We start from the raw sequence: 24911 nt of genomic DNA on the forward strand, positions 1-24911 counted from the left end.
AACTTTGTCGCAAATTTATCAATAATAAATTCAATATAAATGAAAAAGATCAGTTTTTTAGTGTTGCTCAGCGTTTTATTCATTACAGCGTGTGATAAAGATGAAAAAGAAACCGCTCTTCCGGGTGACGTGAAAGATATTCAATTTATTGACGCCAAATCATATACCGATTGGGTCTATTTCTCTTTTTCAAAAGGTAAAGTGGTGACTGTAACTGATTATAAGAATGACCTGACATGGGATATTGCTTTCCACCGTGGCGATGTTCGTCTGAACGGAGGTGAATCAGGTATAGGTAAAGGGGAAGCGCTCAATACCCAAAAAACAAGTTGGACTGATGTGACTGAAGCACCCACCAGTGGTTATATAAAAGATCAGATCGGAAAGATTACAACCGCCTATATCGGGAATGGGATCACGGAAGAAGACCAGCCTTTTTCCCAGACCGTTACGACATGGCTGACGGTTGATACGAGCACCCCACCACCCGTTTACACCGTGCATAACTATATCTATGTAGTGAAAGATGCAGACGGAGACTATGTGAAACTATGGTTGTACGACAATAAGAATGAGCGGACTGATGCCGGATATGTGAGTTTCAGGTATCAGTACAGTGCAAGCGAATCCACAAATTTCTAACAGAGAGCATAACAAGAAAAGATTGGCAAGATTGTCTGATAGTTTTTACTGTCCGGACAATCTTGTTTTTTAGATAAGCGGTATGAGGATAATTCTATTGGCAATGTTTTTTATAGCCGTTGGAACACTGTATGCTCAACATCAGCGGATAGAAGGACGGATTGTTGATTGCAGGTCGCAGAAAGGGGTACATCTTGTCAGCGTGGGGATACTTGGTACAACAAAAGGAGCTATTTCCGACGAATCAGGAAAATTCGTTATTGAAGGGGTGCCGGAAGGTGATTATACTTTCGCCGTTTCATCGATTGGCTATGAGGACAAACGTATTCCGGTTTCCATTCCTGCCCGAAGAGATAATCCCGTAATCACCATATCCTTGTGTGAACAAGCCATTGACCTGGATCAGGTGGTGGTGACGGCAACCCGTACCGAGCGATTGCTGAAGAACGTGCCAATACAAACCCAGATGATTTCGGCCAAAGCTATTGAGCGTATGCAAGTCACAAATTTCAGGGATTTGCTGGAATACGAGTTGCCCGGCGTGGAGTTTACGAACAATGGCGGTTACGCCAATATCAACATGCTTGGTTTCGGCGGGAAATATGTGTTGTTCCTGGTGGACGGTGAACGGATGGCGGGTGAGACGTTCGACAATATAGATTACAACCGGGTGGATATGGATAATGTGCAGCAGATTGAGATTGTCAAAGGGGCGGCATCCTCCCTCTATGGGTTCAATGCAGTTGGCGGAGTGATCAATATTATTACCCAAAAGCCTCAGAAAGCATTTGAGACAGGAGCCAACATCCGATTGGGCAGTAATAATGAGCAAAACTACCGCTATTCGGTAGGATCACGTAGAAAATGGGGATATGCGAATTTGTCGGCATCGTTCAAATCGATGGATCCTTATTTGCTGAAAGACCGGAAGCCACAGATCCGATGGTTTGCCAATGGAGACAAAGAGGAATACCCGTTAAGGGAAACCTATATTGCCGGATACAAGGATTACAGCATTGATCCCCGGCTAGGCATAGATGTCTCAGAGAAATTGCATATAGAAACAAAGGGAGGATATTATTATAAGGAGAGAAACCCCGGAGGGCTGGACGGGAGAAAAGTAACCGACCGCTACTACAACTATTCCGGTGGTGTAAAAGCTGATTATACAATAACGGACGACCAGCATTTGCAGATTTCCGGAAATTTCGACCGGTATGACAAGTACAAATACTACAAGCTGTTGACCGAAAAAGAAAAAACGTATGAAAACTCCCAACAGCGATTCAATGGGATGTATACGCTTTCTTTTGCAGGGGGACATTCGTTGGTAGCCGGCGCCGAATACTTTTCCGATCACCTGATGACATTCATGTTTGAAAGCGACGGGAGTGAGGCAAAGCGCGACGCACAGACTTATGCCGTTTACACGCAGCAGGAATGGTTACTGGCACAGAATTTGACGCTTGTTACCGGTTTGCGTTATGATTACCATTCGCAATTCAAGGGACATCTTACGCCCCGGTTATCCGCGATGTATAAGCCTATTTCCCACATAACGTTCAGGGGTGGGTATTCAGGTGGTTTCCGGTCGCCTACGCTCAAAGAGTTATACACCGACTGGTTCCATCCTGATGGTGGAGGATTCCAGATAATCGGTAACAAGGATATGAAGGCGGAGAAAAGCAATAATTTCAACCTTTCCACCGAAATATCCCTTGGTAAAACGGTTATCACGGGTATAGCCCAGTATTCATTGATCGAAAATATGGTGAATACACTGTGGCAAAATCAGGATACGGTGTTGTATACTAATATCGGTCAAGCCAAAGTGTTGAGTACCGAATTGTCGGTTACCAGCCAGATAAACAACAACCTCTCCCTTCGGGGTGGTTATTCCTATGTGCATGATAATCTTGGAAAAAAGTCTATTAACCGCCCTCATTCACTGACCGCACGGGTAGATTATATTGTGCCTGTATTTGGAAAATATCATCCTATTGTCAGTTTCAACGGAAAATATTTCAGCGGAATGGATATTTACGGAACCGGAGACATCCCCGACACAGATAATGAAACGGAGATTGAAAAAGAAACAGGAGAAGAATACAAGGTGGAATACGACGGCTACGCAGTTTGCCGGTTGTCATTTGCACAGCCGCTTCCATTTAATCTCACTCTCAATGCAGGTATAAATAATCTCTTCAATTACAAGACTAAATTTTCAAGTTTCTATTCGAGTATATCGCCCGGCAGAACCTATTACATCGGATTAAAATGGAAGTTGTAAAGAAATTCTCTAAATACGCACAACGTTTATCATCAGTATGAAAAAGAAAAATATACTCATTGTTTCATGTATTGTGGTCATTGTCGCCGCGGGGTGGATCGCCTGGCAGAAAATGGCTTCTCCCACCCGGATCGCACTCTATAATTTCCAGCCTTTCCAGGTGTCGAACATCTCGTTGTCGAACAGCGATAAATTTATCCAATTCGACGAGGTTGCGGCGGAAGAGACCGGGAAATTGAAAAATTATGATTTCGTGCTGGGGTTCGGCATGGGGCTGAAAGTGTCGGAAGAGCAGCGAACGCAAATCCAGTCGACTGCCGACAAGGGTACGCCGATGTATATGTTTGCCGTGACCAATCCGCAGAACAATATCTGCAACTTAGACAGTGTGGACCTGGAACAGATCTCCGGCTACCTCAACAGTGGCAATAAAACCAATTATCGAAATATGGCACGTTACATCCGCCGTAATATCGACAAGAAAATCCTTTTTGCTACCGAGGCGGAGCCGGTGGTGGAGAGCGTGTCGGACGCGCTTTTTCATATCGATGAGAATGTATCCTTTGAGGAGGTGGATGAATATGAGGCCTACCTCAAAAAGGAGGGCTTTTACAAGGAAGGAGCCGCTAAGGTCGCCATTGTGGCGGGTATCCATGATCCGTTCAGTGGCAATAAGGAACATCTGGACAGCCTGATCGCTTCCCTTCAGCATTCGGGGTTGAATGTCTATCCCATCTCTTCATTTACCAAACGGATGGATTTCCTTTTCCGGATTAATCCCGATGCGGTGGTTTATTTCCCGCACGGACGCCTCCTGATGGGGCAGCCGGATGTGGCGGTGGAGTGGTTGAAGAGCCGGAACATTCCTATCTTCGCGCCGATTACCATCCTGCAGTTGAAGGAAGAGTGGATGAAAGATCCGATGGGCATGTTCGGCGGATTTATGGGGCAGACCATTGTCATGCCGGAGCTCGACGGCGCCATTTATCCCTATTCATTGGTGGCACAGGAAAAGAACAACGACGGCCTGTATGTGTTCAGGACAATCCCCGACAGGCTCGCAAGCTTCACCGAGATCATCAACAATATGATCGCCCTCAAAGACAAGAAGAACGCCGAGAAGAAGGTCGCCATCTACTATTTTAAAGGAGCGGGACAGGAAACATTGGCGGCACAAGGACTGGAGACTGTGCCTGCCCTCTATAACCTGCTGAAGCGGTTGAAAGCCGAAGGATATAAGGTGGATAACTTGCCGGTGATAGAAAAAGATTTCGAGCACCTGTTGATGACACAGGGATCGGTGCTAAACACCTATGCCGAAGGGGCATTCGACGATTTCCTGAAAAATGGCCATCCTCAATTGGTGAAAAAACAGGATTATGAGGCTTGGGTAAACCGTTCCTTGTCGAAGGAATCCTATAAAGAGGTGACCGACCTATACGGTGAAGCGCCGGGCACCTATATGAGCGTGGTGCAGAACGATGAAGAATACCTTGCCGTGGCACGCATACAATTCGGAAATGTAGTCTTGTTGCCACAACCTATGGCGGCGCTGGGAGATGATGATTTTGCCATCGTGCACGGGGCAAAGATGCCGCCTCCCCATACCTATATCGGTTCTTACCTATGGACCCAGTATGGTTTTAAAGCCGATGCCTTGATCCATTTCGGTACGCACGGCAGCCTTGAGTTCACACCCCAAAAGCAGGTGGCGTTGAGCAGTAACGACTGGGGCGACCGCTTGGTGGGTACCATTCCCCACTTCTACTATTACACTATCGGTAATATCGGTGAAAGCATGATGGCGAAACGCCGTTCGTATGCCACCACCATCTCCTACCTAACCCCTGCTTTCACCGAAAGCCATACCCGCTCTCAGTTCAAAACGTTGCAGGATAAGATACGGGAATATTACAAGAGCGATGAGACCGGGCAAGAAACAGCATCGCTGGAGGTGAAGAAGATTGCCGTGGCGATGGGTGTGCACCGCGATTTACGTTTGGACAGCGTCCTTTCCAAGCCTTACACCATGGAGGATATAGAACGCATCGACAATTATGCCGAAGAGATTGCGAATGAAAAGATCAACGGACAGTTGTATGTTTCGGGCGAGCCCTATACGCCGGAGAAGATAAACTCCACCGTATTGGCCATGAGTGCCGATCCGATTGCTTACAGCCTATCCTCATTGGACAAGCAGCGGGGAAAAGTGACCGAACAGCAATTGAAGAGCAAGTCGTTCTTCACCCAAACTTATCTCGATCCGGCCAAAAATCTGGTCAATCAGGTGTTGGCGGGAAGAACGGTCAATGATGAGCTTATTTGTGCTGTGGCGGGTATTACCGCTGCGGAGTTGGAAGAAAGCAACGCTATCCTGAATCCGCCAAAAAGAGGCATGATGGCAGCTATGGCAGCAGGTGGTGATGGTCCCAAAATGGAAACCAAAAAACCGGAAACGGGAATGTCCGGCGGTATGCCCAAAGATGGTATGGTTCAACGTCCGGGAGAAGGAACTTCTCAAGATTCCTCGGTAACAAGAAGGGAATCACCTACGGCGGGAATGGGCATGCCGGGACAAATGAAAGCGCCGGAATATACGAAAGAACAGAAAGAGAAAGCCCGTATGATTGCGGAGATAGAGCGTACGATCAATAATATCCGTCATTATAAATCGGCGTTGGAGAACAGTCCCGAACTGGAGTTCAAGGCGCTACTCAATGCCATGTCGGGTGGGTATGTGGAACCCTCCTCCGGGGGGGATGCCGTGGCGAATCCCAATGCTGTTCCCACGGGAAAAAACCTCTATTCTGTCAATGCCGAAGCCACTCCATCTGAGGTGGCATGGGACAGGGGCGTAATGCTGGTCAATACCACGCTTGCCCAATACCGGAAGGAGCACGGCGAGTACCCCCGCAAGGTGAGTTATACTTTCTGGAGCAGCGAGTTTATCGAAAGTGAAGGAACCACCATCGCCCAGGTGCTGTACATGTTGGGTGTGGAGCCGGTACGTGATACCTACGGACGTGTTTCGGAGCTCCGGCTGATACCCGCCGAGGAGCTGGGACGCCCCCGCATCGATGTGGTGGTACAGACATCGGGGCAATTCCGTGACTTGGCCGCATCGCGCCTGATGCTTATCACGAGGGCCGTGGAGATGGCCGCGGCGGCAAAAGACGAAAAATATGAGAACCTGGTGTCGAAAAGTACGGTGGAGATAGAGCATCAGCTGGTAGAACAGGGGATATCGCCCAAAGATGCCCGTGACATGTCCACCCGCCGCATATTTGGTGGAATCAACGGCATGTATGGTACCGGCATTCAGGAAATGATCACCAGCAGCGACAAATGGGAATCGGAAAAAGAGATTGCCGATGTCTATATCAACAATATGGGGGCGGATTACGGAAGCGATAAGAACTGGGGTGAATTTCAGGCAGGGCTCCTCCGCACGGTGCTCGCCAATACCGATGTCATCGTGCAGCCGCGCCAGAACAATACCTGGGGCGCGTTGAGCCTCGACCATGTGTATGAATTCATGGGCGGGATGAACCTGGCCATCCGGAATGTGACCGGTAAGGATCCCGATGCCTATTTTGCCGACTACCGCAACCGCAATAACGCGAAGATGCAGGACCTGAAAGAGGCCATCGGCGTTGAATCGCGTGCCACCGTGCTCAATCCCGCCTATATCAAGGAGATGATGAAAGGAGGAGCTTCCAGCGCCGCCCAGATTACTGAGGTGATGACCAACACCTTTGGCTGGAATGTGACCAAACCCAATGTCATCGACAATGAGTTATGGGATGAATATTACGATGTATACGTAAAGGACAAGTTCGATCTGGGCACGGAGGCATTCTTCAGGGAAAAAAGCCCCGCCGTGCTGCAGGAGGTGACCGCCATCATGATGGAATCGGCACGAAAAGGCATGTGGAAAGCCACACCCGAGCAGCTCTCCGATATAGCCCGGCTGCATACCGACCTGGTAAAAGAGTTTGGTTCCACAGGCTCAGGCTTCGCGGGAGGAAATGCCAAGCTGCAGGATTATATAGCACAGACTGTGGATCCTGCCGATGCACAGGCTTACAACAGCCGGATCCGCGCGATGAAAACCGGGGGAACCGATGCAAATGTAACCCCGGCAGGCAAAGTCCTCAAGAAAGAGGAAGTGGGACAAATTGAGAATGGGGAAAAGAATTCACTTAACGGAATCATTGTTGCTGCAGTAGTTCTTGTGATATTTGTGGTTCTTTTACTAATTTTGCGGAGGAAAAGAAGAGGGTAAAGAACCAAGAATCAAGACATGACCATATAGTCTTGGCTCTTGGCTCTTGGCTCTTGTATCTCAGGAGAATATGGAAATTATCATCCAGGTATTGATCCTGTTCATCATTATCAACACCATCCTGAAGCTTAGTTTCTGGAAATGGTGGCAGACGGTGATTTTCGGGGTGATCTGCGCGGCTTTCGTGGTTTGGGCACAGCAATATGCCATTATACAGTCGAAAACGCAGTTGCACGATTACCTCTCCAATCACCGGGCTCTGCAGGACATGGCAGTGCTGATCACGGTTGAATCGGCCATCTGCCTTGCCTTTTGCTTTGCCGCATTGATGAATATGTTCGGTAAAAAAAAGAAGCGCTGGGTGAAGTTATTATACTGGTATCCCAGCCTTTTGCTGTTCCCGGTTTTATTTTATCTGCTTACACAAGCTATTTTCAGCCTCTCCGGGACTAATTTCAGCACCATTACTTACACCATTGCCGCAATCACTCTGGTAGTTATTCCTGCCGCTTCTTACGGTGCCAAGTTTCTGTTGCCCGAGAAGGAGCTGCGGTTGGAAGTACACTTCCTGGTAAGCCTTTTTGTGGCTGTATTGGGGCTGTTAACCACCGTGGATGGGAATGTGACCTATGCGGCAGTGAAGGAGCCGTTGAATATAAAGGCTATTTTCTATTCAGTGATCCTGTTTGCATTGTTATTTGCAATAGGATATATCCGGAACAAATATAAATGGAAGTTTAGTAAGAGATTTAAAGGAGTAAAAAATAAATAATGGAAGTTATTTCAAAAACGTTATTCTGGGTAGCCAACAGTTTATTGATACCCGATATTATTATTCTGTTGTTTCTGTTTGGCCGTTCGTTGTTGCTGATCGGCAGCTTTTACGACCAGTTCATGACCAAACGGAAAAACGACAAGGCAATAGGAAACCGGATCAAGGAATTGTCGCATTTGGGCATGGACGAATTGAGGGCCGTCATGCCTAAAAATGATAATTCTCTTTTTATCAAATACCTGCGTGACTTGTTGACCACCACACCCAGTGAGGCATATTCCGATTTCTTGATTTCGAATTTCGAAAACGAAGCGGGCAAAGACCTGGCGCTCTCAAAAATGCTGGCCAAAATGGGACCCGTACTCGGGTTGATCGGGACGCTTATCGCGATGAGTCCCGCCCTGGTGGGACTCTCCACCGGTGATATCTCCGGAATGGCCTATAATATGCAGGTGGTGTTTGCCACTACGGTCGTGGGGTTGGTGGTATCTGCCGTGGGATTGGTGACATTGCAAACCAAACAGCGCTGGTACGCGAAAGATGTGAACAACCTCGATTATGTTTCCCGGATTTTAACAGAACAAAACAGCAACCATCATGAGTAGAAGACGAAGAATCAGCCAGTTTTCGGCCGAAGAGGATACCGATCCGCTCAGCGTTATCGTGAACCTGTTTGATGTGGCCATGGTATTTGCTGTCGCCCTGATGGTGGCCATGGTGATGCACATGAATATGACGGAAGTTTTTACGCAGGAAGATTATACCATCGTGAAGAATCCCGGTAAGGATAACATGGAGATTATCACCAAAGAAGGAAATAAAATCAATAAATATACACCGTCGGAAGATCAATCCTCCGGTTCCAAAGGCCGCAGGGTAGGGGTGGCTTATGAACTCGAAAACGGTGAAATCATTTACGTGCCGGAGTAGAAATCCCTTCACTTATTTGTCATAACACTTAAATCATTCCCTGTGATAATAAATAATAGAGGATGTAGGCCATTGTTATGTCTGCAAATTCTACTATTTGTGGGTATATATGGCTCTTTTCAGCCTGAAAAATACCTATTTCTTGTAATTGATGCCTATTGTTATAGCCTATACCTTTGTCCTGTAATTTTAGGTAATCTCATTAATATAAAAAATGGATCAATTTAGAGGTCTTTATGTAAGGCTGATCGGGATAATCGTTTTCATTCTTTTTGTTCAATCTTTATTTTCACAGCAAGATCGCCAAACCGTTATTCGGGGAAGCGTAAAAGGTAGTAAAGGTGCTCCGGTAGAATTTGCTACCGTCTATATAAAAGAAACACAACAAGGGACACAAACGGATTTGAAGGGTAATTTCCTTTTGCGGGTTGCACCGGGAAGTTACACGTTTTGTGTACAAATGATGGGGTATGGAACTTATGAACAACCCATTACCCTGAAGCCGGGTGAGAAAATGACTATTCCTGTGACGTTAGAAGAAAAGCGATATGCGTTGCAGGAGGTGGTGATAGAAGCCAAATCCTCTGTACAACGCATCAATGAGTCGGCGTACAATGCAGTAGCGTTGGATGCCACGGTACAACATAACTCGACAGCCAATCTGTCGAATATGTTGAATAAGGTGTCGGGTGTACGTATCCGGGAAACCGGCGGCGTGGGTTCTGACATGCAGGTGATGCTGGACGGCTTCAGTGGTAAACATGTGAAAGTATTTATTGATGGAGTTCCCCAGGAAGGAGTAGGTAGTGCGTTTGGACTACACAATATTCCGGTCAATTATGCCGAACGCATAGAAGTATACAAGGGTGTGGTGCCGGTAGAATTCGGGACAGATGCCATTGGCGGCGTAATCAATGTTGTGACCAAGAAAGGTTTTAATAAGAAATGGCATCTCGATGCCTCTTATTCGTTTGGTTCTTTTAATACCCATAAATCTTATCTCAATTTCGGACAAACGTTCGACAATGGGTTGACATACGAAGTGAATGCATTCCAGAACTATTCCGACAACAATTATCGGGTGGATACGCCGGTGACGGAATTTCTTGACAATGGGGGCAGTAAGACGAACAAGAATAAACTGGAGCATGTACAACGTTTCCATGATACGTACCACAACGAAACGGTCATCTCAAAAGTAGGCTTGGTGGATAAATCATGGGCCGACCGGTTGCTATTCGGCCTGACCTATTCTCATGTATACGCTGAACAGCAGACGGGGGTACTTCAGGATATTGTTTTTGGTGGAAAGTACCGTAAAGGCCACTCTGTGATGCCATCGCTTGAATACCGTAAACGCAATTTGCTGGTAAAGGGACTGGATGTGACGGTTACGGCCAACTACAACAAAAATATTTCGCATAATGTCGATACCACGGCTTACGAATACAATTGGCGTGGAGAGAAACGCCTCCGTCAGAACGGAATGCGAGGGGAACATATTTACCAGCATATACGCTCTGATGATAAAAACTGGAGTGGAACGTTCACCGCACGTTACAGGGTAAAAGATATCCACTCGTTCACATTGAACAGTGTGTTTAACTCATTTACCCGCTCCAACCGGTCGATGTTGGTGCCTGATGCAAAGCCTGAAGCAATCAGCAAAGAAACCCAAAAGAGCGTTAGTGGATTGTCTTATCAATTGATGCCCAATGAGATGTGGAACGTTTCTGTTTTTGGCAAATATTACTATCAACAAGTGGCCGGTCCGGTGGCTGTGAATTCGGCACAGGACCAGTTCGAACGGATGACAAAAAACGTCCATACTACCGGATATGGTGCGGCAGGAACCTATTTTGTCATGCCCAACCTGCAGGCGAAGCTGTCGTATGAAAAAGTGTACCGGCTGCCCAACAACACAGAAATGTTTGGCGATAACGACCTGGAATCGGGTGACCTTGCCATAAAACCCGAGAACAGTGACAATATCAACTTCAATGTCAGTTATTCTGAGTCGTTCGGCAGGCATGGGGTATATCTGGAAGGTGGTTTCATTTATCGTGATATCAAAGATTATATTCAGCGTAACATCACGGGGTTGAGTGGTGGAAGATATGGAGCTGCGTACGTCAATCACGGTAAGGTGCTGACCAAAGGCTATACCCTGGCAGTCCGGTATAACCTCTCGAACTGGATGAGTGTGGGCGGTAATTTCACAAGCATAAACACGCGAGACAATGTGAAGAAATCATTGGACAGTGATGCTTCCAATATGGCTTATAAATCGCGTATGCCGAATGTGCCTTACCTGTTTGCCAATTCCGATGCCACTTTTTACTGGCACAATCTCGGTAAAAAGGGAAATGTGCTAAGCTTTATATATGATAATTTTTATATGAAACGGTTTCCGCTCTATTCGGAGGCTTTCGGAAGCAGTGAGTCAAAATCTTACGTGCCGACACAGTTTTCGCACAATATCGCTGTTTCATACTCTGTAAATGACGGCAAATATAATGTGTCGTTCGAGTGCCAGAATATCGCCAACGAAAAGTTGTATGACAATTTCAGCTTGCAAAAAGCCGGACGTGCCTTTTATGGAAAGCTGAGAATTTCTCTCTGAGACAACCACAAATTCGACAGTAATTTTTAATTTTTATAAACACCAAATAAATTCAAACAAAATGAAAAAGAGATTTTTTACGCCATTTCTCGCTTCGACGTTATTTATTGCAGGTTTCACCCTCGCTTCTTGTAGCGATAGCGATGATTTGAACCCCGATAATGGCAATGAGGACGAGATTTCATCAGCATACGTGATTGCCGCCATATCAAAAGATGCCAATTATTTGTTGACTTCCGATGCGTTGCAGACGGGAACAGTGACGACTAACAATAATGGGAAAGAAACCGAGACCGGTACTTCCTGGATATATTATCAGGATAAATATCTGTTCCGCCTTGTTTACCAACAAGGTAGCCCCGGCATCGGTTCTTCCTATATCCTGAACAAGCAGGGGAAAATTGATCAACGCGACCATACCTATCAGATACAGCGGTTTACTTCTTTCGGCACCTACAAAAATTATCTCATCACCTCTTCCACGGGCGATCTAGGATCGGGTGCCGACGAAAATGGTTACCTGCCCAAAGGGTTCCTGTTCTCTTATTTTGAAGTGGAAAATGGAGAATACAGTACAAACAAAGAAGAGATCAGGGCTGAGAACTATTTGGGTAACGGCGAATTTGTGACATTGGCGGGTATCCTTGAAGCCAACAATAAAATCTACTCCGCTCCCATCCCTATGGGATTGAGCCAATATGGAGTGAAAGCGGAAGGTGGAAAGTATGTGATATATCCCGATCTGGTGAAAACGGAAAACGGAGGATCAAACAGTAGCTCCTATAAAAAAGACGAACTGCAATGGACACAGCATCCCGATGAGGCATGGGTCGCTATCTACAATGATAAAAACCTTAAAAATCCGACATTGATTAAAACCGATAAGATCAGCTATGCTTGCGGACGTTTCAAATCGGCGTATTACCAAACCATTTGGGCTGCCGATAACGGTGATATCTACGTTTTCTCTCCAAGTTATGCCAAAACAATGACCGACGACAGGCAGAAAACCACGCTACCGGCAGGTGTAGTCCGTATAAAAGCAGGAACCGCAGAGTTTGACAGTGATTATTACTGCAACCTGGAAGAACAGACCGAGGGTAACTCTTTCCTGCGTTGCTGGCATATCGGTGATGATTATTTCCTGTTGTTAATGTATGATGCACCGTACACGGAAGGCTTCAGTACGAGCGAGACATCTGCTACCCAATTGGCTGTTTTCAAGGGAAGTACCAAACAACTGACTTATGTGACCGGATTGCCGGCCGATAATACAATCAAGGGGTTTGCAGACGCTCCTTATTATGAAAACGGAAAGGCTTATGTGGGTATCACTACGACCTCAGAGAATTATCATTCCATATATGTAATCGATCCGGCGACAGCTACCGCTTCTGAAGGGCTTAAAGTGCAGGCGGATCAGATCAAGGCTATCGGTAAATTGAATTCAACGGCCAACTAATAGCCAATTTATCCCATCTTTTTATTATTCCTCCCATTTTGGTCGTGTGGCTGAAGGTGGGAGGAATAGTTATATTCAGAGGTATAATTATGAGAGTCCTTCTTTTCTTATCTCTTTTTTTTGTCGTTTATTCCATGCAGGGACAACCGAGCCAGGTGATAACCCCCATTAAAGAATCGGCAAAACAGTTATTTGATTTGGAACAACATGACCTGGCATACAACGGGAGAGAATACCGCCTTTATATCGCCCGGCCTGTCGATAGTGGAGATGCGTCCCGCCCGGTGTTATATATGCTGGATGGCAATGGCCAGTTCCCAATGCTGGTCAACGGGGTAGAAGAAGTTTCTGAAAATACACCGTTAATTGTAGGTATCGGTTATCCTTCGGATATGGCATACCCTAAAGAGCGTACCCGGGATTATACGATCCCGATTGAGGAAAACGATGAGGGAGGAGGTGCCGAAGATTTTTACAGATTTATAGTGGATAAAGTGAGACCTTTTGTAGAATCCCATTATACTGTCGACACTACACGCCAAACATTGTGCGGACATTCCCACGGAGGTCTTTTTACCTTGTATGTGATGTTCAATCACACCCGAAATTTTCAGCATTATGTGGCTGCCAGTCCTTCTATCTGGTGGGGACAAGGGATGGTTGTACCCAAACGGCGACCGCTCTTTACCTATGTACCCCATTCGGTAACCATTACTTTGGGCGAATATGAAGAAAATCCTGTATCAGATCCGTCCAGAAAGAATTTATCACCCGATATACTGAAAAAGAAAGAGCAACGAAAAGGAGGAATATCACCACGTGAACTGGCTTTGATGATCGCCAAAGAAGTTCCCGGTACCCGTTTTATCCTGTTTGAAGGAAAAAACCATGGAAGTTCTATACCGGAATTCCTGAGGGAAACTGTACACGTTGCAAGTTCCACCTCCCCAATCTGATCACTTAGGCAATTAATCACTCAGGCACCTTTCCCCAATCAGTTCAGGTATAATACTTTGTCCGGTATATGAAGTTTTTTTTCCACATACACGCATTGGACAAACTGACAGATAAGCGCCAACGATAAAGCCGATGGTTTCATACCGGTAATACCCGCCGGTTTGCCGGATTTTTTCTCTGGTGTATCCATAACAGGTTGTTTTCCTTTTTACACGAATAGAACGCTTCCAAAGTATCTTTATTGCAACTGGTTGAAAAAAATCGAAAAAAACATCTTTCATCAAACCATTTTACATATCTTTGTCGTAACTTAAATTATAAAAAAGAAATAAGATGAAAAAACTAATTTATCTTTTTATTACTGCAGGTATCTTGTTATCATGTCAGAACAATAATTATACGATTAACGGCACTGTCCCCGGTGACGCTTATGAAGGAACCAACGTTTATCTGCAAGAGATGACAGATGATGCAATGGAGCCAACCGATACGGCTGTTGTTGAGAATGGGAAGTTTACTTTCTCCGGAACGGCCGACACCACGGTGCTTCGTTTCATTGTTCTGGATGAAACTGTGAATCCGCAGCAGGAAAACCGAGTCCCGCTATTGATTGAACCGGGCAGGTTACAAGTGGTTTTCGATACTGTAGTCACAGTAAAAGGAACAAAAGTAAATGATGCTTACACCAACTTTAGACTGCAACAAAAAGATCTGGTAAAGGAAATCAGAGGTGTTATAGGACAATTCAACAGCGAGAATGCGGCCGGGACAATGACTCCGGAGCGGGATGAAGAATTGCAAAAATCGTATGAAGATATCAATAAGCAGCTGACCGACCAGAATTTCGATTTTATCAAGGAAAATATAGGAAATAAGTTGGGAGAGTTTGTTTTCCAGACTTCTTCTTCCATGTTCGAGCCGGAACAGCAGAAGGATATTCTCAATCTTGCCACGGATGAGTTCAAATCAGGTAAAAATATCCAGCGCATCATACAGAGGTTGGAAAATATGGAAAATGTTGCCATCGGTAAGAAATTTGCCGATTTTACGCTGAAGGATCCGGCAGGCAACGAAGTCTCTCTTTCTGATTATGCCGGTAAAGGGAATTATGTGTTGGTGGATTTCTGGGCTGCATGGTGTGGACCTTGCCGTCAGGAAATGCCTAACGTGGTGACTGCTTATGATAAATACAAATCGAAAGGATTTGAAGTAGTAGGTGTGTCGTTCGACCAGGATCACGATCAATGGGAAAAAGGCATCAAGGACATGAACATGACCTGGCCGCAAATGTCCGATCTTCAGTATTGGAGCAGTCCGGTGGTTGATCTGTATGCGATACAAGGAATACCCCACACTGTACTTCTTGATAGGGAAGGAACCATTATCGAGAAGAATCTGAGAGGAGATGCTTTGGAAACTAAACTGGCTGAGTTAATGCCTTAATTGGCACGGATAGAAAGTAACTTACTGTGAAACTTCATTGTGAAGTGATGGAGAAAAGAGTTTGTTTCATAATAGAGACAGGCTCTTTTTTTTAGGAAATCCGGAGAAGTATAGTCAGGTGCAGTCAGCAAAACAAATGTATTCTTTTTCTTGTTCTAATAGAAGTTTCAATAAACTGTCAATATGAAGAAACATATATTAAGTCGACTAAGCCTGAAAAGTATCCATGTCTCAGAAGAAATCCGGCATTCCTATAATGGAATCTTTATTGATTTGGGAGAGTTGGTCGTCTTTACGATAAACGTAATAAAGCAACTTTTCCGTCCCCCGTATGAGTATAAGGAGTTGATAAAACAAGGCTTTATACTGGGAAATAAATCGTTTGGGCTGGTGAGTGTAACCGGCTTTATCATGGGTTTGGTTTTGACTATGCAGATGAATCCTGTTCTGGCAGATTTCGGGGCGCAGTCGTTATTGCCGAGTGCTATCTCTGTGGCGATGGTGCGGGAGCTGGGACCCGTGATAACGGGGCTTATCTGTGCCGGAAAAATGAGTTCCGGTATTGGAGCCGAGATTGCCGCCATGAGGGTAACCGAGCAGATAGATGCCATGGAAGTTTCCGGAACGAACCCGCTGGGATTTGTCGTTACCACCCGTGTGATGGCGGCAATGATTACTGTGCCTGTGCTCGTTATTTTTGCCGATGCTTTTAGTCTTTTCGGTGCATTCCTGGCCGTAAACATTTTTGAAGACACCTCCTTTACTCTTTTTATGGACAGGTCTTTTTCCATGTTGGGTTTCCGGGATTTGATGCCGGCCACTATAAAGACCGTTTTTTTTGGTTTCTTTATCGGACTCATCGGTTGTTATAAGGGATATAACGCCGGAATCGGTACGGAGTCGGTAGGAAAGGCGGCCAATTCGGCAGTGGTGTCGGCGTCATTGACCATTTTCGTGATAGACCTAGTTTTTGTTTTAATCACTAATCTTCTCTGATTTTATATGCAAAAGGAAGAGGTAATCGTCGTAAAGCAACTATACAAATCGTTTGGAGATAAGCATATTCTCCGGGGAATTGACTTGACCTTGCACAAAGGCGAAAATTTGGGTATTGTGGGAAAGTCGGGCACCGGTAAATCGGTACTTGCAAAATGTATCGTCAGGCTGATAGAGCCCGATAAGGGGGAGATTAATGTGCTGGGTACGGATGTGTTGGCATGTGACGATGCTGAGTTGACCGGGATAAGGAAAAAAGTGGGTTATCTTTTTCAGGGAGGCGCCTTGTATGACTCAATGAGCGTGCGGGAGAATCTTCTCTTCCCTGTAAGAAGGACCCAGTTTGTGGATAAAGAGCAGGATAGTGAGGAGTTGGTGGAAAATTCCTTGCGGAGTGTGGGCCTGCTGGATGCGATAGACAAGATGCCGGGGGAATTGTCGGGTGGGATGAAAAAGAGGATAGCCCTTGCCCGGGCACTTATCCTGAAGCCTGAGATCATCCTTTATGACGAGCCCACCACCGGTTTAGACGCGGTTACATCGGGGGAGATCAGCGAGCTGATAATCAAGGTGAAGGAAGAATATGGTACCGCCTCCATTATTATCACCCACGATATGAAATGCGCCAAAATAGCCACGGACAACATTCAGATCATGAAAGAGGGCGTTTTCGTGGTCGAGGGTACATATGATGAGCTCAGTGCGAGCACTGACAAAGAGATACGCGATTATTTTATTTAGTAGTTACACATATAATATATCACGGATAGTTATGAAAGATAATAAAAGAAAAGCTTTACGCTTAGGCATTTTTGTTATGGCAGCGCTGGTCTTGTTTGTTGTCGCAATATATTTGATAGGGAGTAAAGGAAACCTGTTCAGCCCCACGAAAGATATATTGTCGTCATTCAAGGATATACGGGGGCTCTCGGTAGGTAACAATGTCCGGTTTGCCGGTATAAATGTGGGTACGGTGAAAAATATCCGTATTATCTCCGATTCGTCTGTGGTTGTAACAATGTCAATCCGGGATGATTATACACAGTATATCTATAAGAATTCCACTGTGGAGATTGGACAGGAAGGCCTGATGGGAGGAAAGATCGTGTTGATCGCTTCCGGTTCTCCCGATGCCGGCATGATTGAGGATAATGACTATCTTGCGGTGGCTGAAGGATTGGACATACAGGGTATGATAGCACAGGCACAGACACTGCTGAGAGAAGCTACCCAGACAGTGTCCAATCTTAATTTGATGACTGATAAAATGAACGAAGGGGATGGAGACATAGCCCGTTTATTGAATAATAATGATTTAACCACGCAGTTGGCCATCGCAACCCGGAAATTAAACAATTCCATGTCTGATGTAAATGACATAACGAGGAGCGTAAGTGACGGACAGGGCGACTTGGGCAAATTGATCAATGATGATGCCATTACGACCCGGTTGTCGGAGGTCATGGCAAATGTGGAGTCGGTATCGGTGAAGGCTGATGCCGTGATAGACGAATTACATCAGACAACGTATGCCCTCAATCACGGGGAAGGTGTTTTGGCCCGATTGCTTCATGATAAGGAATTGGGATTGAGCGTGGATACAGCCATCACAAGGGTGGACCAGGGTATTTTTGAGGTTACCAGGGCTGCCGAGACCATAGCCGACAGTTGGATTTTCAGGTTATTTTCAAAAAAGAAAAAGAATAACCAAACTCAATATACTCCTGCCCCGGCGCAATCCCGTGAATTTGAGGTACAGCCCGGAGATACGATAATAGTTCCGGTAAATGAAGCGGCCGGAATCGAAATAAAAAGAGGGAAAAACTAAGCCCTATTTCATGTTAAATTCTTTCAAAGTTGGGTAAATTCATCCAGTCCACACTCTGAAACTGTTTCCAATACAAAATTTATATCTACTTTTGCAAAAAGTATTTATATGGAGCTGAACAGGAAACAGCTGTTTTTTCTTTTTTGGATTTTGATCCCTGCTTTTTTTGTTACTGGGGGACGGATGTCTGCGCAAGACAGAAAGTTTACTGTTGTGATAGATCCCGGTCATGGCGGTAAGGATCCCGGGGCAGTAGGGTCGAGTTCAAAAGAGAAGGATATTGTATTGGCGGTGGGTTTGAAACTCGGTAAGCTTATCGAGAGTAACTATCCTGATGTAAAGGTGATATACACCCGTCAGAATGACCGTTTTGTGGAACTGAACAAGAGAGCGGAGATCGCCAATAAGGCTCATGCCAACCTGTTTATCTCGCTTCACTGTAATGCTCTTGATCGCAGGAGAACATCCCCGCAAGGGGTAGAGACTTTTGTCCTGGGATTACATCGTAGTAAGGATAATCTTGATGTGGCCAAAACGGAAAACTCTGTGATCATGTATGAAGAAGATTACTCTGTGAAATATGAGGGATTCAACCCTAATGAACCGGAGTCTTATATTATCTTTGAGTTTATGGCCAATGAATTCCTTGACCGGAGTGTTTATTTTGCCTCTATGGTACAGAACCAGCTGGTGTCCAATTCCAGGAGGGTTAACCGGAATGTCCGCCAGGCAGGATTTCTTGTATTGAGAGAAGTGGCTATGCCGAGTGTACTCGTGGAATTGGGATATATCAGTAACAGGGAGGAGGAGAGATACCTGAAGAGTGAAGCAGGGCAGATATCGCTTGCCGCAAGCATTTACAACGGCTTCAAAGAGTATAAACGGGAATACGATAAGAAGAGTTATGTGTTTACAGGAGGAACTAAATCCCGCCAGGAACAGGTAAAACAGGCATCATCGGCAAACGGACGAGAATATAGGGTGCAATTTCTTACCTCTCCCAAGAAGTATGAAAATGGTGCTGCTGTTTTTAAAGGGTTAAATCCAGTCGATTATTACACTGACGGGAGAACGTATAAATATACATATGGTAATACGACCAATGCGTCCGAAAGTCGGGAGTTATTAAGAAAAGTACGTAGAATTTTCAAGGATGCCTTTATCATCGAATTCGAAGACGGAATCCGCGTGAAATAAAATAGATTTTCAATCGTATGAAAACCAAATTGAGTAGGAATGGACTGATCGGATTGGCATTTATTGCCAGTCTTGTAATGCTTTATTTCGGAATCAACTTTCTGAAAGGAGTCAATATTTTCAAGCAACAGAATCAGTATTATGCCTTATTTGATGATGTGTCGAAGTTGCTGATATCATCACCTATTTATGTGAAAGGTTATCAGATCGGCTTAATCAATAAGATAGAAATGGCGAGTGAGGAGCCTATGCGTTTTGCTGTAGGACTTAATTTGTCGGAAGACATAAAGATTCCAAAAGGAAGTTACCTCGAATATGATCTCGATATGTTTGGAGCGTCTACTGTTACTCTTGTGATGGGACCTTCGAAAGAGTACATACACCTCGGTGATACCATTACCGGTGGAAAACTGTTCAACCTGATGGATGGAGTGGCAGCAGTGATGCCTAAAGCCGATTCTATCCTTCTAAGAGTAGATTCACTGCTTTATTCGCTGCATAAAATAGCCGCCGATCCTGCATGGGAAGGGGCGATTAAAGGGATTGGGAATACAGTGGGACAATTGAATAGCTCAAGTGCAAGCCTCAATAAAATGATGGCATCTCTTCAACAGGATATCCCTGAGATCAGTAAAAATCTATCGTCAGTTTCCAGTGACCTGAAGGGAGTGAGTGAAGAACTTAATCAAATGGACATGGCAGGTATGTTCACGTCGATTGATGAAACGGTGAATAATCTGAAATTGCTGACCACAAAGATTAACAGTAATGATAATTCGCTGGGTCTGCTGCTGAATGACACTAAACTGCACGATAGCCTCAATGTGACAATTGATACGGCGACGAAATTGCTGGAAGATATCCGCCAGAATCCAAGTCGATATTTGACGATAAGGGTAAAACTTTTTTAAAGGGTGCAAGTTTCAATTTAATACTCTTTGAAAAAATATATAGAATCATTCTAAATAATGCGTTCCGTGGAAATAGGAGAGAACTCTCTGGCTGACCGAAGCTAAGTAACATTTTTGTAACTTTTTCGATAATATAAAAGAAACTGTCGTTTTTTTATATTCTATTGTCAATCAGTCTTATCAAATTGCTGCTGTTGTATTAATTCGTTGATGTAAAATTGATTATGTCTATTTTGTTGATAAATAGCATTTTTTTTAGGTTATAAAAAAACCGTCCTGAAGTTTATTTTTTTATCTCGATTTTTTTTTGAAAATTTGTAATTCGTTTGTGAAGAATCAAAAGATCATTTTAATCAATGCTTTTTGTTGAACAAAGGTAGAATAACGGCAACAAACCGAGCCAAAGGATGAGCATATGAGATTTTGGTGAGAAGCGAAAGAGGAGGATAAAGTTAAATTTATTTGTTCTGCCAAGTATAGAATTGAAAATCGAGGAGCAAAGGTGCCTCAAAACGACTAATGAAATCGAATGAATAAGGATTGCCGACTTTTATGGAATAACTGTTTGAATGTCATTCGGGACAATATCCCCGAACCGGCTTTCAATACATGGTTTTTACCTATTGTTCCGCTAAAGTATCAGGATCATGTATTTACCGTACAGGTACCCAGTCAGTTTTTTTATGAATATCTGGAAGACAAATATCTTGATCTTATCCAACATACACTCTATCGGGAGATCGGTGAGGGTACTATCCTTAATTATCGTATCTTGGTAGAGACGCAGAGCAATACTGCTGTAGAACTTCGTGGTGAGAGCAAGTCTTATGCCGGAGTAGAGAAGAATGGTTCAGGCAATATCTCTTCTAAAGTGCCGAGTCCTTTTGATAGGGTGGAAACATCGGAGTTCGACTCCCAACTCAATTCCAAATATACGTTTCTCAACTTTTTTGAAGGAGAGAGTAATCGTCTTGCCCGGACAGCTGCCGAGGCAGTGGCAATGAACCCCGCCAAGACAGCATTTAATCCGCTTTTCGTACATGGTAGTTCGGGCGTGGGCAAGACCCATCTTTGTCACGCTATCGGATCAAAGGTGAAAGAACTCTATCCCGACAAAAAGGTGCTTTATATTTCGGCCCACCTTTTTAAGGTGCAATATACCGATGCACGGCGGTTCAATACGATCAATGATTTCATCAATTTTTACCAGAGTATTGATATCCTTCTGATTGATGATATTCAGGAATTATCGGGATTGGAAAAAACGCAGAACACTTTCTTTCATATTTTCAATCATTTGCATCAAAATAACAAACAATTGGTGATGACTTCCGATTGTCCGCCCATGGATATGCAGGGCGTGGAAGAACGTTTGCTTACCCGTTTCCGTTGGGGGTTGACTACGAAATTGGAACGTCCTGATAAGGAATTGCGTAAAAAAATACTTCAGAATAAAGTGCTTGCCGATGGGCTTACCATCCCTGATAACGTGATTGAATTTATCGCTGAGAATGTGACTGAAAATGTGCGTGACCTGGAGGGAATCGTAGTTTCCCTGATGGCGCATTCCATTATCAATAATCGTGAAATCGATCTGTCATTGGCCCGCAGGGTAGTGGAGCAAAGCATTAAATTTGAGAAGAAGCGCATTACCGTGCAGAAGATACAGGATACAGTATCGGATTTCTATCAAATAAAGAAAGACCTTATTCAATCGGCATCACGTAAGCGAGAAATTGTACAAGCACGTCAGGTGACTATGTATTTCATTAAGAAGCATACCGAATTGTCGCTTTCCCAAATAGGAGCCCAGGTGGGGAACCGTAATCATGCCACTGTGCTTCATGCCTGCAACACAGTAAAAGATTTTTATGAAGTGGACAAAGGATTCCGGTCCGATATCGATGAGATCGAAAACTTGCTTAATGCATGATATAGGGGTTGTTCTTATTTCCCTATTTATCCTCTTTGCCGGATGCGCTTCATCGGGTAATCCCGAAGGAATAAAGATCGCGGTTATTACCGATATTCATTTTCTTGACACATTACTTGTTTCTGAGGGAGACGCCCTTTCCGCATACGAACAGGCAACAGGTAGGGGTATAAACGATTTACATGAGGTATTGGAGAAGGTTCTGGCCGACTTGGAAACGGAAGCGCCGGAGTGGTTATTGGTGACGGGAGATATCACGAACCATGGAGAGAAACAGAGCCATCTCGGTTTTATTGAGAAACTTAGGACATTACAAAACCGGGGAACCCGTATTTTAGTTATACCGGGAAATCATGATATCAATATTCCTGATGCAAAAGCCTATAGGGGAGATAAGGCTGTGCCGGCAGAGACAATTTCTAAAGAAGAATTTGCTGAATTATATGCCCAATTCGGTTATGCTGATGCGCTGAAAAGAGATGAACATTCATTGAGTTACCTGGCTGCGATCAATGAATCTGTATGGCTCCTTTGTTTTGATACTAACCGGTATGAAGAGCATACGACAAGTTCAATCACTGCCGGGCGTATTTTGCCTGCGACAATGGAATGGGCACTGGATATCCTACATGAGGCAAAAGAGAAAGGAGTTACTGTATTGGGGATGATGCACCACGGTCTTGTGGAGCATATGCCCTATCAATCCACTTTTTTTTCGCAATACCTTATTGATGAGTGGCAGAAGAATGCCGATCTCCTTGCCGATGCGGGGTTAAAAGTGGTTTTTACCGGACATTTTCATGCCAATGATATTACTATGCGAACTTCGTCTGCCGGAAACGCTATTTATGATGTGGAGACTGCTTCATTGGCACACTACCCCTTTGCTTACCGAATAATGACATTGACCGATGACGGTCTTTCGATAGATAGCCGTTTCGTGACCTCCATTCCCGGTAATCCCGATTTGACGGAGATATACAAGGATAAACTGGATTCCATGACACGGCGGGTGGCGACCAGGCGCATCGAGGGACTGGGAATACCTATGTCTGCGGAGACGCTCAAAGCGCTTACCGATGTAATTGTAAAGTTGAATTTGATGCATGTCAAAGGCGATGAAAAGCCGGATCTGGCGATGAAAATGGCGATCCGTCTCTTTGCCGATCAGTTGGGAAGTGAGGCGAATCCGGAGTCGTTTACATTCGATTTTCCACCGGAAGATAACCGGGTGATGATACCGTTGTGGTGATAACTGGGAGAGAGGGCTAGTCGTCAAGATTGACAAATCAAAGTATAGAAAGTATAGGAAGTCGAGAAGTGGAATGAAACAATCTAATCCCTTATTGAACTGTCTGGAGGAGGGGCGTCTGGAGGCAGGATGTGATGAAGCCGGGCGGGGTTGCCTGGCCGGTTCTGTTTTTGCTGCAGCAGTAATCCTCCCTGATAATTTTCAATGTGAAGGATTGAATGACTCCAAACAACTTTCTGAAAAGGAACGCTCACAATTGAAGTTGATTATTGAAGAGAAAGCACTTTGTTATGCAGTGGCGAGCTGCTCACCCGAAGAGATTGATGAGATCAATATCCTGTGGGCTTCGGTAAAGGCTATGCATCGTGCTTTGTCTCGCCTCCCCATATCCCCTGAACATATTTTGGTAGATGGCAACCGTTTCCGTCCTTTTAGAAATATTTCACATACTTGTGTGGTCAAGGGTGATACGAAATACCAGTCTATCGCAGCTGCTTCCATCCTTGCAAAGACATATCGCGATGAATATATGCGGCAACTCCATGAAATTTACCCGGCATATAATTGGGATCATAATAAAGGATATCCTACCAAAGTACATCGGCAGGCGATCTCCCATTTCGGTATCACACCTTATCATCGGAAGAGTTTTCATCTTACAGAACAACAACTTGGAATTGATTGGGATAGAATTGACTGACGAGCTTAAATGTAATTTTCCATGATGACTTGTAAACAAAAATAAAAAAAGGTTGTTGTAGTAATATCCGGGGTAATATAAAACACCCCGAAGAGTAACATTTTTGTAGAATCACTAAAACTTTAAGAAATGAAAAAAATTTTGTTTAGTACTTTATTAGTTTTTGTCTGTTCCGTGGGAGTGGCTACTGCCCAACTTCAGAAAGGAAGCACTCTGGTAGGAGGAGGTATCGCCGATCTGAATTTAGGGTTGGGGGATGACGATGTGTTCAGTATTACCCTGACACCCCGAGTAGGTTATTTTATTCAGGATAATGTGGCCATTGGTGGTAAGGTAGGTCTGAATTATACGGCTCAACCCGGCGAAGATGCGTATGCCTACAATATAAATGCGTTTGGTCGCTATTATTTTGGTGAAAATGAATTTAACACCTTATTGAAGCAAGGCCGTTGGTTTTTGGAAGCCGGAGCGGGAATTGGTGGAGCAAGAGGGGCTGATATAGGCTTTAATATAAATTTCGGCCCGGGTTATGCTTATTTCCTGACAGATAACATCGCTGTGGAAGGTCTGCTACTTTATAATGGTACATTCGGGAGTGGCAGCTCTAACGGACTGTCTTTGAATGTTGGATTCCAGATATATTTTCCCAGTTCAATGTATAAAAGTTTGAAATAAGAGTCTGATATA

The 24911-nt window shown here is 44.6% G+C and carries 20 protein-coding genes; 19 read left to right on the plus strand and 1 reads right to left on the minus strand.

The features are described from left to right. Nucleotides 1-39: 39 nt before the first annotated feature. The 9 genes from B4G81_RS02260 to B4G81_RS02300 all read left to right on the plus strand — a co-directional run bounded on the left by B4G81_RS02260 (nt 40) and on the right by B4G81_RS02300 (nt 13963). Complete coding sequence (locus B4G81_RS02260) at nt 40-642, plus strand: HmuY family protein (RefSeq protein ID WP_294079631.1); 603 nt, start codon at nt 40-42, stop codon at nt 640-642. Between the two features lie 82 nt (nt 643-724). Further along, the gene (locus B4G81_RS02265) at nt 725-2932 is read left to right on the plus strand and encodes a TonB-dependent receptor (RefSeq protein ID WP_294079632.1); all 2208 of its coding nucleotides are present in this window, start codon (nt 725-727) and stop codon (nt 2930-2932) included. Between the two features lie 37 nt (nt 2933-2969). Next, complete coding sequence (locus B4G81_RS02270) at nt 2970-7217, plus strand: cobaltochelatase subunit CobN (protein ID WP_294079634.1); 4248 nt, start codon at nt 2970-2972, stop codon at nt 7215-7217. 70 nt (nt 7218-7287) lie between these two features. Continuing rightward, nucleotides 7288-7989, plus strand: coding sequence for a hypothetical protein (locus B4G81_RS02275; RefSeq protein WP_294079636.1), 702 nt, complete (start codon nt 7288-7290; stop codon nt 7987-7989). After that, complete coding sequence (locus tag B4G81_RS02280) at nt 7989-8597, plus strand: MotA/TolQ/ExbB proton channel family protein (RefSeq protein WP_294079641.1); 609 nt, start codon at nt 7989-7991, stop codon at nt 8595-8597. The genes B4G81_RS02275 and B4G81_RS02280 overlap by 1 nt, the downstream gene beginning before the upstream one ends. Beyond that, on the plus strand, nt 8590-8922 hold the full coding sequence (locus tag B4G81_RS02285) for a DUF2149 domain-containing protein (RefSeq protein ID WP_294079643.1): 333 nt from the start codon (nt 8590-8592) through the stop codon (nt 8920-8922). The genes B4G81_RS02280 and B4G81_RS02285 overlap by 8 nt, the downstream gene beginning before the upstream one ends. A 214-nt stretch (nt 8923-9136) precedes the next feature. Then, nucleotides 9137-11545 (plus strand): TonB-dependent receptor, encoded by a 2409-nt coding sequence (locus tag B4G81_RS02290; RefSeq protein ID WP_294079645.1) that lies wholly within the window; start codon nt 9137-9139, stop codon nt 11543-11545. Nucleotides 11546-11606: 61 nt separating this feature from the next. Beyond that, on the plus strand, nt 11607-13007 hold the full coding sequence (locus B4G81_RS02295; protein WP_294079647.1) for a DUF4374 domain-containing protein: 1401 nt from the start codon (nt 11607-11609) through the stop codon (nt 13005-13007). Nucleotides 13008-13096: 89 nt separating this feature from the next. Beyond that, the gene (locus tag B4G81_RS02300) at nt 13097-13963 is read left to right on the plus strand and encodes an alpha/beta hydrolase (protein WP_294079649.1); all 867 of its coding nucleotides are present in this window, start codon (nt 13097-13099) and stop codon (nt 13961-13963) included. Nucleotides 13964-14001: 38 nt separating this feature from the next. Here B4G81_RS02300 and B4G81_RS02305 read toward each other — a convergent pair whose 3' ends face one another. Beyond that, nucleotides 14002-14154 (minus strand): hypothetical protein, encoded by a 153-nt coding sequence (locus B4G81_RS02305; protein ID WP_294079650.1) that lies wholly within the window; start codon nt 14152-14154, stop codon nt 14002-14004. Between the two features lie 143 nt (nt 14155-14297). Between B4G81_RS02305 and B4G81_RS02310 the strand changes: the two genes are divergently transcribed. From B4G81_RS02310 to B4G81_RS02355, 10 genes are all read left to right on the plus strand, one after another. Next, nucleotides 14298-15407: a TlpA disulfide reductase family protein gene (locus tag B4G81_RS02310; protein ID WP_294079652.1), complete on the plus strand. Its 1110-nt coding sequence runs from the start codon at nt 14298-14300 to the stop codon at nt 15405-15407. A gap of 183 nt (nt 15408-15590) precedes the next feature. Further along, a complete protein-coding gene (locus tag B4G81_RS02315; RefSeq protein ID WP_294079654.1) occupies nt 15591-16403 on the plus strand; it encodes an MlaE family ABC transporter permease in 813 nt (270 codons plus the stop codon). A gap of 6 nt (nt 16404-16409) precedes the next feature. After that, the gene (locus tag B4G81_RS02320) at nt 16410-17144 is read left to right on the plus strand and encodes an ABC transporter ATP-binding protein (protein WP_294079656.1); all 735 of its coding nucleotides are present in this window, start codon (nt 16410-16412) and stop codon (nt 17142-17144) included. A 31-nt stretch (nt 17145-17175) separates the two neighbouring features. Next, nucleotides 17176-18231 carry an MlaD family protein gene (locus B4G81_RS02325; protein WP_294079658.1) on the plus strand — a complete coding sequence of 352 codons (1056 nt, stop codon included), beginning with the start codon at nt 17176-17178 and terminating at the stop codon, nt 18229-18231. Between the two features lie 108 nt (nt 18232-18339). Further along, nucleotides 18340-19428, plus strand: coding sequence for an N-acetylmuramoyl-L-alanine amidase family protein (locus B4G81_RS02330; RefSeq protein ID WP_294079660.1), 1089 nt, complete (start codon nt 18340-18342; stop codon nt 19426-19428). Nucleotides 19429-19445: 17 nt separating this feature from the next. Continuing rightward, nucleotides 19446-20339, plus strand: coding sequence for an MlaD family protein (locus B4G81_RS02335; RefSeq protein WP_294079662.1), 894 nt, complete (start codon nt 19446-19448; stop codon nt 20337-20339). Between the two features lie 529 nt (nt 20340-20868). After that, a complete protein-coding gene (gene dnaA, locus B4G81_RS02340; protein ID WP_294079665.1) occupies nt 20869-22272 on the plus strand; it encodes a chromosomal replication initiator protein DnaA in 1404 nt (467 codons plus the stop codon). Beyond that, nucleotides 22265-23524: a metallophosphoesterase family protein gene (locus tag B4G81_RS02345; protein WP_294079667.1), complete on the plus strand. Its 1260-nt coding sequence runs from the start codon at nt 22265-22267 to the stop codon at nt 23522-23524. Before dnaA ends, B4G81_RS02345 begins: the two co-directional genes overlap by 8 nt. Before the next feature lie 73 nt (nt 23525-23597). Further along, the gene (locus B4G81_RS02350) at nt 23598-24224 is read left to right on the plus strand and encodes a ribonuclease HII (protein ID WP_294079669.1); all 627 of its coding nucleotides are present in this window, start codon (nt 23598-23600) and stop codon (nt 24222-24224) included. Nucleotides 24225-24353: 129 nt separating this feature from the next. Next, entirely contained in the window at nt 24354-24899 is a 546-nt protein-coding gene (locus B4G81_RS02355; RefSeq protein WP_294079671.1) for a hypothetical protein, read from the plus strand. Nucleotides 24900-24911 lie beyond the last annotated feature (12 nt).

The organism is Proteiniphilum sp. UBA5384 (genome assembly GCF_002410825.1).
Classification (GTDB): Bacteria; Bacteroidota; Bacteroidia; order Bacteroidales; family Dysgonomonadaceae; genus Proteiniphilum.